Below are 12,641 nucleotides of genomic sequence, written 5' to 3'. Positions count from 1 at the left end.
ATAATGTAAATAATATTTTAAGGAGACAACAAGCGGTATGATTTTGTCTATTTTTTGCAAAATTTATAGTTTCTCTATTGATAGTAACGCAAGTTATTATATAATAAGTAACTAAATTATGACCAACAGGATTTATATTTTGAATAATAAATTTGATAAACAACTACAAAATATGCGAACAATGATCAATGCAAGTAATAAATATGCACCCATTGATGAGATTGTGCTATCTCGATTAATGCTACATACAAATCAACTTTTTTTGGATAATCGTAATCGTTTATTAAAAGAATTTGGTTTAAACCATACGCAATTTTTAGCACTGGTCATTATTTATTACCAACCCAATCAGGAAATTCAGCCCTCTAAATTAAGTGCAATATTAGGTTCTTCTCGAACCAATATTACTCGTATTTCAGATGAGTTGGAGAAAAAAGATTGGCTATTTCGTCAATTGATAAAAGAAGATCGCCGCGCTTTCTCACTAAAATTAACAGAGTTAGGTAATCAATTTATAGCGGATTTTTTACCTAGTCAGTGGAAACTGATTAGTGAAACATTTTCTATTTTAAATGAACAAGAGCGGTCAGATTTAATGAAAATTTTGCAAAAATTGGCTATGCATATTGAAAATCAAGCAAAAGAGTAAGGATAAAAAAGATGTCAGAAACAGGATCAGATTTATCAAAGAAAAAGCAAAGAACAAAAGCATTTAGTCTGTTCTTTGGGCTATTGTTTATTATCATCGTTATTGTTTCAATATGTTGGTTGTTCTTTTTTAAAGGCTATGAAACCACTGATGACGCTTATGTAGTCGGTAATCAAGTGATGATCACCCCTAAAGTTGCAGGTAATGTAGTACAAATTAATGTTGAAGATATGGATTTTATACACAAAGGTGATGTTTTAGTGGTATTGGATAACAGTGATAAAAAATTGGCATTAAAACAGGCAGAAACTGCATTAGCAAGTGCAGTACGCAATATTCAGCAACTCAACTACAGTGTAAAACAGTTACAAGAAACGGTGAAAGGCAAACAAATCGCCCTTGCTCAAGCTAAAAGTGATTTGGCTCGTCGCCAAAAATTAGCCAAAACCCATTCTATCGATCAAGAAAGCGTACAACACGCTAAAGATAAAATGACAATGGCGTATGCGAATTTACAGCTTGCTAAACTAAAACTTGCTTCTAGCAAAGCTTTATTGCAACAAACTCCCCTAATCGAACAGCCAAGTATTCAAAATGCCATAGCTTCTATTAAACAAGCGTGGTTAAAATTAAAACGTACTAAAATTTTAAGCCCTGTAGAAGGATATGTAGCGAAACGCAATGTACAACTTGGAGCAAGTGTGGGTACAAACTCACCATTAATGGCAATTATTCCACCACATCAGTTTTGGATTGACGCTAATTTTAAAGAAACACAATTAAAAAATATACGGCTAGGACAACCTGTTAAAGTCACTGTTGATATGTATGGCGATGATATTGAGTTTGATGGAAAAGTCACAGGTATTGCACTTGGTACTGGCAGTGCGTTTTCTCTATTACCTGCTCAAAATGCCACTGGAAACTGGATTAAAATCACCCAACGAGTACCTGTAAGAGTTGAATTAGATCCAAAACAGTTAGAAAAATATCCTCTGAGAATGGGCTTATCCGCCAGTGTAAAAATAGATATAACCAATAAAAAAGGAGACGTATTATTGCAACAAAAACGTTCAACACCTCTTTATACAACAGATGCACTTGAATACGAACAATCTGAAATTGAACAACGTATTTCACACATTATTAAACAGAATATAAATGAACACTAGTATGCTAAAAGGCGTAACATTAGTTATCCTCACCTTTGCATTGGGGTTTGCCACTTTTATGCAGGTGTTAGATTCTACCATTGCTAATGTGGCTATTCCCACTATTGTCGGTGATTTGGGTTCTTCAAGTTCACAAGGCACGTGGATCATCACTTCTTTTGGCGTTTCAAATGCGATTTCTATTCCGATTACAGGTTGGCTTGCAAAACTAGTGGGGGAAGTAAAATTATTTTTAATTTCAGTGTCACTTTTTACCTTTGCCTCTTGGTTATGCGGAATCTCAAATAGCTTAGAAATGCTCTTAGTTTTTCGTGTTTTTCAAGGGCTGGTTTCTGGTCCATTAATTCCACTTTCTCAAAGTTTATTACTTAATAATTATCCCCCTGAAAAAAAATCAATGGCATTAGCGTTTTGGTCTATGATTTTAGTGATTGCTCCTGTTTTGGGTCCTATTTTAGGCGGTTGGATCAGTGATAATTTTCACTGGGGGTGGATTTTCTTTATCAACGTTCCTATTGGAATTTTTGTTGTTTTGACCTCAAAAACACTGCTTGCTAATAGAGAAAGTAAAATCGTCCAGCAGCCGTTAGATACCATTGGTTTAGTGTTATTAGTGTTGGGTGTTAGTTGTTTTCAGTTAATGTTAGATCAAGGTAGAGAGCAAGATTGGTTTAATTCAAATTTAATTATTTTATTAGCCGTTCTAGCGGTCACATTCTTTATTATTTTTGCAATTTGGGAATTTACCGAAAGCAACCCGATTATTGATATTACGCTATTCCGCTCACGTAATTTTACTATCGGCTGTTTAACCACCTGTATGGCGTATTTGCTTTATATTGGCTCAGTGGTACTTATGCCTATTTTACTGCAAACTGTCTATGGTTACTCCGCCACTTGGGCAGGTCTTGCCGCCGCCCCAATTGGGCTATTACCTATTTTAGTCACCCCAATTATTGGAAAATTTGGTTATAAAATTGATATTCGCTACTTGGTAACATTTAGCTTTATTATGTACTCTTTTACATTTGGCTGGCGAGCCTTAACCTTTCAACCTGAAATGGATTTCAGCAATGTGGCATTTCCTCAATTTGTGCAAGGTTTAGCCGTAGCCTGCTTTTTTATCTCACTCACCACCATTACTCTATCAGGCTTACCCGCTGAAAAGATAGCCTCTGCTACCAGTTTATTTAATTTTCTTAGAACGCTAGCAGGCTCAATAGGAACCTCTATCAATATTACAATGTGGTATAACCGAGAAGCCCTGCATCACGAACGTTTTGTTGAAGCAATCACACCTTATACCCCAAATGCTCAGCAATATTATCAACAAATGGCTGAAATTGGACTTAATGAAATGGCTGCTTCAGGGCAACTTGCAAGGGAAATCACCAAACAGGGATTAATTATTGCCGCCAATGAAGTCTTTTGGTTATCTGCAGTTATTTTCTTAGGATTAACGGTAATTATTTGGTTTGCAAAGCCGCCTTTTAGTTATAGGCGGTAATGTGTAGTTATTAAAAAAAGTAAGCATAAAAATGGTAAATTTTGAACTGGATGTAACCGCTATATTTTGATGAGGGAATAATCGGACGTTATGAATAATATAATTGTTCAAAATACATAGAAATCAAATAAGCGGTATGATGTGACAAAAAATTTGCAAATTTCGATCAACATCGCACCGCTATTAAATGTTATTTGTTAGCTAAAATCTAATCTAACTGCCCAGTCAAATTCAGTTTCATTTAAGCGATATTTACCTTTTAAATTTGGTCCACAAGAATTTGAGCCAATACCACTCATTTTATAATCAATATATAAATGATTAAATGGTGATTCTTTCAAATCATAGTTATGTGCTTTACTCGTTAATTCTTCAAGGGAATAAGGCGAGTAGTTAAAGCTAAATGGTTGATTAGCACTAATCAATAGATTATCGGTTTTCACATAATGACACCCATAGTGGCTACCATTTTCTTGTGGTTTGAAATAATCCGTATGATTTTGAGTTGCAGTGGTTGTATAACGCCCGAGCTTTGTTGAATAGTGCTTATCAATATAGCTTTCTCCTTCGCCATAACCAAAAAATTCCACATTTTCACTTTGTTTATTCAAGCTAAATGCGAGTCCAAAACGTGGTAAATAAGGTAAGTGGGCTTTTCGCTCTGCAAGTACCACTATCTCAACGTAATCAGGGTGAATATGATATTGCACGTTAAAGGTGACAATTCTTTCTCGTGCCGTTGCTACGATTGCACAATCAGCAAAAACCACTACTTTATCACTAAATTGTTCTACTGAAACTTGATAAGCTCGACTATCAGCATTGTGATAGCCTGCATTTTGCCATAATTCTCGGACAAGGCGATCGTTATCCGTTGGGGCTCGCCATACATTGAAATTGAGTGGTTGCTCGATAATGGCTTTGCCTTGATGTTGTAACTGAGCCAAAATCCCTTTATTTTTATCAAATTCACAATAAAGCTGGTCATTTTTAATGACAAGGTTTTTTGTGGTTTCTGTAATCGTAAAATCATTCGGCTGATGTTTATTAAAAATCGGTGTGACCATAACGTCATCAAAAAGTGAAATTTGATCGAAGCCTAATTCGTGATTACAAGCGGTTAATTCTGTTGCATTTTTTGTAAAATAAGTAATATCCAACAGCCATACATTACCATTGCGTTTTGGTAACACGAAAGGCACACAAGTGGATTGATGAGGCTCACAATTAAGTTCAAATTCCCCTTGTTTAATCGCATAACCATTTTCTGAGAGACAATATTTAACTGTAATTTCAGAAAGATTAGTAAAATCAAAATGGTTGGTAAATTCAATTTTTCCGTCTCTCAAACAGGCTCGCACAGGACGATTGACGTTTTTCAGTTCAAGCAAATTACTGTGTGGAACACGTGTTGGCGACACTAAACCGTCCACACAGAAATTACCATCGTGCATTGTTTCTTTGAAATCGCCACCATAACCTAATTTTTGTGGCTCATTTGGTAGCTGATTGGCGTGATCGCACCATTCCCAAATAAAGCCACCGCAAGCCGTGTCATATTTTTGGAAGGTTTGCCAGTAGTCTTCAAGATCGCCGTTGGAATTGCCCATTGCGTGGCTATATTCACAGATTAAAAATGGTTTGCTTTGTGGTTTTGAGCAATACTCTTCGACCACGTCGGTGTCGCTGTACATTTCACTGTAAAAATCTAAATTTGTGAGATCATTTTTATGCTGTGAATGTTGGTAGATTGAGCTTTCATAATGTACTAGGCGTTCAGGATCACGATCTTTTACCCATTTTGCGGCCTCTTCAAAGTTTTCACCATAACCACTTTCATTACCAAGTGACCAAACGAGGATCGAGGTGCGGTTTTTATCTCGTTCAATATTGGCAAAAGTACGATCTAAAATCGCCGCTTTAAAGCTTGGATCCCTTGCAAAATAGCAGAAATTATCGATCGTATCTTGTTCAATTTGTTTATCCCAGTTTTCATTCGACACATTTAAGAAAATACTATTTTCAGGTTGTGGCACAGGCAACATTACTGGTCCGTGACTTTCAATGTCACTTTCACTGATCACATAAAATCCGTATTTATCACAAAGCTCGGTAAACCAAGGGGCGTTAGGGTAATGAGCGGTGCGGATCGCATTGATATTATGTTGTTTCATCAAAGTAAGATCTTTGATCGCTTGTTCATAACTAATGCTATAACCTGTTTTTGGATCACTGTTGTGGCGGTTAACCCCTTTGAATTTAATCGGTTGGTTGTTGAATAGTAACACGCCATTTTCAACGGCAATTTTTCTAAATCCGATTTTTTGCTCAATCCATTCGTTCGCATAGTGCAATCTTAGGCTGTATAACGCGGGATTTTCTGCATTCCAGAGTTGTACATCAGCAATCTGAAAATTTGCAAATTCTTCTAATAAATAGACCGCTTGCTGTTCAAGAATTAGTTCGCCCTGTGGGTTAAATATCTGAAAATCAATAGACTGAGCTTGTTCTAAGAAAGAAGTCTCAACCGTTAAAGTAGCAGATGAAAGATCATCTGATAATTTTGTTTTAATAAAAAAATCTTGTAGATAATTTTGTTCACGCTCTAAGAGGTAAACATCACGGAAGATCCCCGACATTCTGAATTTATCCTGATCTTCTAAATAGCTTCCGTCACACCATTTTAGTACTAAAACGGCGATATGGTTTGTGCCATTTTGTAGCACGTCACTAATGTCAAATTCACTTGTTGCGTGGCTAACTTGGCTGTATCCAACAAATTTTTGGTTAACATATAAGAAGAAACAGCTATCGACCCCTTCAAAGTTAATCAAATAACGCTTATCCGATTTGAGGTTAAGATCAAATTCTCGTTGATATAATCCACAAGGATTTTGCGTTGGTACATAAGGTGGATCAAACGGGAACGGGTAATTGATATTGGTGTATTGATGTTGATCATAACCGTGATTCTGCCAGTTTGATGGCACGGGAATGCTTGCCTGTGCTGGCTGTGCTAAAAAGTTTTCAGGCAAATCTTGATAGCTTTCAAAATAGCTAAATCCCCAGTCGCATTGGCTTAATAAAGTTACATAAGCGGACGAATTTCTATCACTTTTTGCACATTTTTGCCCATTTTCAAAAGGAATAAAATAAGCGTGATGTGGCGTGGTATTGATATGAATCACTTCGGGATCTTGAAAATTATTTGTGAGTAACATTGTAATAATTCCTTATTTGTTCATTTATACTAAGCTTGTTCTGGTGTTAATTTTTTTCCTGTTAAAGCAAACAGAGAAAGAACAGTAAAACCAAAAGCGATACAACCAAGAATGAAATAGGTATCTTGGTAGCCGTGTATGTCATATAATTTGCCCACAATTGGCGATTCCACCATACTTACCACTTCTTTGATAAACTGACAAGCCACTAAGTACACGGTTGCTGAAAAATGCACTTCAAACACATTCGAAATATATTTGAATAAGCCCACTAAATAGAAGGGTACTTCAAACATATGTAAGGTTTTTAATACCACGACGTGCCACGCTTCCGTTGCATAAGACGAGCCTGTGATACGAATACTCATAATTACCCCCGCAATCAATAACGCATTTTTTGCACCGATAAAGCGGTTAATAATCACAGGCACGAAGAACATAATAATGGCGTTTAATGTTTCCCCAAGCGTTGTGACGTAGCCAAACATTTCAATCCCTTTTTCTTTTGATTCAAAGAAAGTATTAAAGAAATTACCAAACTGTTGGTCAAAAATATCATAGGTACAAGCCACACCCACAACATAAGCAATTAAAGCCCAAAATTGTGGACGTTTTAATAAAGCAAAAGCCTGCTTTAAGCTTACAGGATTTTTGTTCTCGCCTAATTTATCAATAACAGCAGAAGTTGAACTATTTGAAGGTTTCATCATTGCGACTAAAACTAATAATACAAGAGCGGCAATAGAGCCTAACCAAAAAACAGAATTAGGATTTGAACTATACAAGTTGCCTGCCAAAGAGGCACAAATTCCCCAACCAAACATACCAAACATTCTCGCACGTCCATATTCAAAACGACTTAAACGGCTAATACGTTCAATATAAGCTTCGGAAGCTGGTGCCCCACTTTTAAACACAAAGCCCATATAAGCCCCACCAGATAATGCCCCTAAAAAGACATTGACTTTTAAGAGTGGTGCAAAAATATAGATGAAGAAAGGGGCATAGAAAAGCAAGGTAACCGCAAGCACCCACAACATATGTTTTTTAATACCGAGTTTATCAGTTAAGTAACCAAAAATAGGTTGGAAACAGATAGCTGAAAATGACATTGATGAAAAAACTAAACCGATGTCTTCGCCAGATAAACCGTTGATATCGCCCAACCAAATCCCAAGAAAAGGAAAACAGGTTGCCATAATAAAAAAGTATGTGAAGAAATAAGCACCTGATACCCAATAATTTCTATTGGTAAGATAATAGTGCTGTTGACCTTGATTAGATAGTGTTTCTGACATAGAAAACTCCTTATTTAAAATATATAAATTTCGCCAAATGTTAACGTTATCAAAAAACTTATCAAGCCATAAATACTTATAAATGTGATCTGTCTCACAAATGTTAAGGTTATCATTTTAATTTTGTGAACCAGATCACACTTTTTGCGGTTAACGTTAACAAAAAAGAGAGTATTACAGGTAAAATAGAAAAAAATAAGAAGGATAATAAAAATGGCATCATTAAAACAAGTCGCAGAATTGGCAGGGGTTTCTTTAATGACCGTATCTAGAGCATTAAATAATCCTGAGAAATTATCTGCAAAAACTTATAAACACGTAAAAAAAGCAATTGATGAACTGAATTATGTGCCTAATTTTTCTGCAAAAAACATTCGAGGATCAACTGGTAAGACGATCGGTGTGCTATCTTTAGGTACAGCAACGACGCCTTTTTCTGTTGAAATCATTCTTGCAATTGAAAAAACGGTACGACAACACGGCTGGCACTCTTTTGTGATCAATACCTTTGAAGACGATAAACAAGAAATGGAACAGGCGGCTGAGCGTTTGTTATCTTATCGTCCAGCGGGAATTATTGTGGCAAGAAATGGTTTAAAAGAAGTAAAAATTCCTCAAAATTACATAATATTCCGATGGTGTTATCAAATTGTGTGACGAATGATATTGATGTAGCAAGCTATATTCCTAATGATTTTCAAGGGCAGTTTGATTTAACTGAACTATTGGTTAAAAAAGGCTATAAAAAGCCCCTTTGTATGTATATTCCAGAAAAAGCCATCGCAGCCAAAGAGCGTAAAAATGGTTTTGAAAAGGCGTGGTTTAATCAATTAAGCCCGCAGATTCCTGAACAACATTTTATGATTGGTACACCTCATACTTACGAAAATGGGGCAAAACCGCTTGAAAAGTTGTTAGAGAATAATCCTAATAAATTAGATTTTGATATTATAGTGTGTGGTAATGACCGTATTGCATTTCTCGCTTATCAACTCTTATTAAGTAGAGGTTTTCGTATCCCAGAAGATGTGGCAGTGGTTGGTTACGATAATATGGTTGGTGTTACACACTTATTTCAACCGTCACTCACCACTGTACAACTCCCCCATTATGAAATGGGAAAACAGGCTGCACTACATTTTATTGAGGGAATAAATTCGATAGGAGAAAATTTGATTACTTGTCCATTAATTATTGGACAGTCTTGTTAAGAAAAAATAAGCGGTATGATCTAATCAAAAATTTGCAAATTTCGATCAACATCATACCGCTTTAATTCTTATAAATTATTTCAATCCAGCGTCAACACGCAGAATATCTGCTTTATCTGTTTTTTCCCAAGGGAAATGTTCACGTCCGAAGTGTCCGTAAGCGGCAGTTTCACGATAAATGGGTTTAATCAGATCTAACATTTGAATTAAGCCATAAGGACGTAAATCAAAATGCTGACGCACTAAGCGAACTAACACTTCATTACTTACTTTACCTGTTCCAAAGGTTTCTACCATTATTGAGGTTGGATCTGCGACACCTATTGCATAAGAAAGCTGAATTTCACAACGATCTGCTAAACCAGCGGCTACAATATTTTTTGCCACATAACGAGCGGCATAAGCAGCACTGCGATCAACTTTTGATGGATCTTTACCAGAGAATGCACCGCCACCGTGACGAGCCGCACCACCGTAAGTATCAACAATAATTTTACGTCCTGTTAAGCCACAATCTCCCATTGGACCGCCAATAACAAAACGCCCTGTTGGATTAATAAAATATTTGGTATCTTTACTTAACCATTCACTTGGCAAAATAGGTTTGATAATTTCTTCCATTACCCCTTCGTGAAGATCTTTTTGAGAAACGGTGTCTGAGTGCTGAGTTGAAAGTACTACGGCATCAATGCCTTTAATTTTGTTATCTTCATAAATAAAGGTTATTTGGCTTTTTGCATCAGGACGTAACCAATTTAATTTACCACTTTTACGTACTTCTGCTTGTTTTTGCATTAATAAGTGAGCATAGGTAATTGGTGCTGGCATTAATACGTCAGTTTCATTGGTCGCATAGCCAAACATAATGCCTTGATCTCCTGCTCCTTGTTCAAAAGGATCGGTTCTATCAACACCTTGATTAATATCAGGAGATTGTTTACCAATTGCATTTAATACAGCACAAGAATGAGCATCAAAGCCCATATCAGAATGGGTATAACCAATATCACAAATCACTTCTCGAGTTAGATTTTCAATATCGACCCAAGCCGTTGTGGTAATTTCACCGCCCACTAATGCCATACCTGTCTTTACGTAAGTTTCACAAGCTACACGTGCTTTTGGATCTTGTTTTAATATTTCATCTAAAACTGCATCAGAGATTTGATCTGCAATTTTATCAGGGTGTCCTTCTGAAACAGATTCTGAAGTAAATAAATTTATCGCCATTAAGTTTTTCCTTAATATCAAGTAGGTTTACAAAATACCTAAGCGGTAACATTTTGCAAAATTTTTACAATATCTTACCGCTTATTTATAATTTTTAGAGGTTTAAACATCTAGACGTCTATAATATATTTTTTTACCCAAAATCACAATCTATTTTTTAATCTATTTTAAATATTGTCCACTGTTTATATTTTTCACCTGCTTTTATAATCCCACCATATTTCTGCCATTCAGGATGATTAGGTGTATCTGGTAATGCTTGATTTTCTAGTGCAATTCCTGAATAATCATTATATTTTTCATTACCACGATTCGGTGTTCCCGCAAGATAATTTCCAGTATAAACTTGTAATGCAGGTTGTGAGGTGAATACTTGTAATTGCAATGAGTTATCTGAAGCCGTTAAAATCGCACAAGGTTGCTCGTCTTGATGATTTAATAAAAAAGAGTGATCGTAACCTTTTGTTAGCTGTTGCTCTTCTTTTAGAAAATCTTTACCAATGCTTTTTTCATTACGAAAATCAAAACTGGTATTTTCAAGGGCTTTTAGCGGTGCATTTGGGATACCTTCATTATCCACAGGTAAAAAATAATCCGCATTCAGCTGTAATTTATGATCACGAACATCACTACCAATTTCAGCATTATCTAAATTAAAATAACTATGATTGGTTAAATTCAATGGCGTATCTTGATCAGACTCACCTTCAAATTCGATTTTGACTTCATTGTTTTCTGTTAAATGATAGGTCACAAAAACCGTTACATTTCCGCCAAACCCTTGATCACCATCTTCTGAAAAGAGTGAAAAGGTCACCCTATTGTCAGTTTTTTGTTTAATGTTCCAACGTCTATGGCTAAATCCGTTTCCGCCGTGTATATGATGCTCACCTTGGTTTGCAACTAATTGATATTCTTTGTCATTTAATTGAAAACTGGCATTAGCAATACGATTAGCATAACGCCCCACCGTTGCCCCTAAATAAACCTGTTGAAGTGGATAATCCTGTATTTTACAACCTAATAACACTTCTTTTAGTTGATGATTAACTGGCACTTTGCACGATACCCACGTTGCTCCCCAATCCATTACTTGAATGGACATTCCATTGCCATTCGTTAAGATAAAGAGATGAAAAGGTTGGTTATCAGGTGCTATGCCCGTTACGGTTTCCGTTAGCATACTGATACCCCTTGTGACGCAGTGCAAACATAGAAAGTCTCTTTTAAGCCTGTTTGTTTTTGATAGTTATCTGCAATAATTTTACGTACTTCTTCTACTTTTTCAACAGGTGCAACTGCAACAATACATCCACCAAAGCCACCACCTGTCATTCTCGCACCACCACTTGAACCGATAACGACTTGAGCAAGTTCTACTAAGTAATCTATTTCAGGTGTGGTAATTTCAAAGTCATCACGCATTGAATCGTGAGAGGCATACATCAATTTACCCAATAAGGTTAAATCACCCTGCTCTAAGGCTTTTACTGCATCAAGTACACGTTGATTTTCAGTCACTACGTGTCTGGCTCGTCTCATCATTTCAGGATCACAAGCGGTAAGATCTTTCTCTTTTTTTGCAAATTCTTCAATAGACACATCTCGCAATGCTTTTACGCCGAAAAATTCCGCTGCTTTTTCACATTGTTGGCGACGAGTATTGTATTCCCCTGTCACTAAATCGTGTTTCACATTTGAGTTTACAATCATCACGGCAACATCTTTTGGCACGGGTGTTGGCTTGGTTTCTAAACTACGGCAATCAATCATCAATAAATTATCTTTTTGCCCTAATGCTGAAATTAACTGATCCATATTGCCACAATTTGCACCCACAAATTTATTCTCGGCTTTCTGCCCGATTAACGCAATTTCAGTATGAGAAAGTGAAAGATTGCCTAATTGCTGACAGAATTTTCCTACCGCCACTTCTAATGATGCCGAAGAACTCAAACCAGAAGATAAAGGCACATTGCCACTAATCACTAAATCTGCCCCTTGTTTAAATTCAGGGCAACGCTCTTGAATAAATTTAACTACTCCACGCACATAGCCCGTCCATTTAGCCTCGCTGTTTTTTGTGATCGGTTGGCTTAAATCAAATTTATCAAACTGATCTAAATCTGCCGCATAGACGTTAAAAATACTATCACTACGTTTAGTACCACTGATTGCTGTTCCATAGTTGATCGCACAAGGCATCACAAAACCGTCATTATAATCGGTATGTTCGCCAATCACATTGACTCGCCCTGGAGCATAAACACATAAGGTTGGTTTTTGATTAAATTTTTCAACAAATAACTGTTTCGCTTTTTCGATTGGTTGCATAATATTTCCTTTTTTGTAA

General features: G+C 36.2%; 10 protein-coding genes. 5 read left to right on the top strand and 5 right to left on the bottom strand.

Going from position 1 to position 12,641, the window contains the following annotated elements; translation table 11 throughout:
- Window positions 1-139 precede the first annotated feature (139 nt).
- The 3 genes from KGI96_RS02100 to KGI96_RS02090 are packed head-to-tail and all read left to right on the top strand — an operon-like array spanning window position 140 to window position 3,328.
- Window positions 140-649, top strand: a complete 510-nt coding sequence (locus tag KGI96_RS02100) for a MarR family transcriptional regulator (protein ID WP_211598488.1) — start codon at window positions 140-142, stop codon at window positions 647-649.
- An 11-nt stretch (window positions 650-660) separates the two neighbouring features.
- Window positions 661-1,821 carry an EmrA/EmrK family multidrug efflux transporter periplasmic adaptor subunit gene (locus tag KGI96_RS02095; RefSeq protein WP_211598490.1) on the top strand — a complete coding sequence of 387 codons (1,161 nt, stop codon included), beginning with the start codon at window positions 661-663 and terminating at the stop codon, window positions 1,819-1,821.
- Window positions 1,811-3,328, top strand: coding sequence for a DHA2 family efflux MFS transporter permease subunit (locus tag KGI96_RS02090; RefSeq protein ID WP_211598492.1), 1,518 nt, complete (start codon window positions 1,811-1,813; stop codon window positions 3,326-3,328). The genes KGI96_RS02095 and KGI96_RS02090 overlap by 11 nt, the downstream gene beginning before the upstream one ends.
- A 197-nt stretch (window positions 3,329-3,525) precedes the next feature.
- Here the strand turns inward: KGI96_RS02090 and KGI96_RS02085 are convergent, their stop codons facing one another.
- Window positions 3,526-6,549 (bottom strand): glycoside hydrolase family 2 TIM barrel-domain containing protein, encoded by a 3,024-nt coding sequence (locus tag KGI96_RS02085; protein WP_211598494.1) that lies wholly within the window; start codon window positions 6,547-6,549, stop codon window positions 3,526-3,528.
- A 29-nt stretch (window positions 6,550-6,578) separates the two neighbouring features.
- Window positions 6,579-7,847: an MFS transporter gene (locus KGI96_RS02080; RefSeq protein WP_211598496.1), complete on the bottom strand. Its 1,269-nt coding sequence runs from the start codon at window positions 7,845-7,847 to the stop codon at window positions 6,579-6,581.
- A gap of 213 nt (window positions 7,848-8,060) precedes the next feature.
- On the opposite strand from KGI96_RS02080, the gene KGI96_RS11180 reads away from it, so the two are divergent.
- Both KGI96_RS11180 and KGI96_RS11175 read left to right on the top strand, forming a co-directional pair.
- Entirely contained in the window at window positions 8,061-8,504 is a 444-nt protein-coding gene (locus KGI96_RS11180) for a LacI family DNA-binding transcriptional regulator (protein ID WP_267873276.1), read from the top strand.
- Window positions 8,501-9,058, top strand: coding sequence for a substrate-binding domain-containing protein (locus KGI96_RS11175; protein ID WP_267873275.1), 558 nt, complete (start codon window positions 8,501-8,503; stop codon window positions 9,056-9,058). The genes KGI96_RS11180 and KGI96_RS11175 overlap by 4 nt, the downstream gene beginning before the upstream one ends.
- A gap of 75 nt (window positions 9,059-9,133) precedes the next feature.
- Here the strand turns inward: KGI96_RS11175 and metK are convergent, their stop codons facing one another.
- The 3 genes from metK to galK all read right to left on the bottom strand — a co-directional run bounded on the left by metK (window position 9,134) and on the right by galK (window position 12,622).
- The gene (gene metK / locus KGI96_RS02070) at window positions 9,134-10,288 is read right to left on the bottom strand and encodes a methionine adenosyltransferase (protein ID WP_211598499.1); all 1,155 of its coding nucleotides are present in this window, start codon (window positions 10,286-10,288) and stop codon (window positions 9,134-9,136) included.
- 157 nt (window positions 10,289-10,445) lie between these two features.
- Window positions 10,446-11,471, bottom strand: coding sequence for a galactose-1-epimerase (gene galM / locus KGI96_RS02065; RefSeq protein ID WP_211598502.1), 1,026 nt, complete (start codon window positions 11,469-11,471; stop codon window positions 10,446-10,448).
- Window positions 11,465-12,622 (bottom strand): galactokinase, encoded by a 1,158-nt coding sequence (gene galK / locus KGI96_RS02060; protein ID WP_211598504.1) that lies wholly within the window; start codon window positions 12,620-12,622, stop codon window positions 11,465-11,467. The genes galM and galK overlap by 7 nt, the downstream gene beginning before the upstream one ends.
- Between the last annotated feature and the right edge of the window lie 19 nt (window positions 12,623-12,641).

The sequence above is a fragment of the Phocoenobacter atlanticus subsp. cyclopteri genome (assembly GCF_018343795.1).
GTDB classification, from domain to species: domain Bacteria; phylum Pseudomonadota; class Gammaproteobacteria; order Enterobacterales; family Pasteurellaceae; genus Phocoenobacter; species Phocoenobacter atlanticus.
The sequence above is the reverse complement of the archived record's forward strand: the minus strand, read 5'-3'. Positions and strand labels throughout refer to the sequence as shown.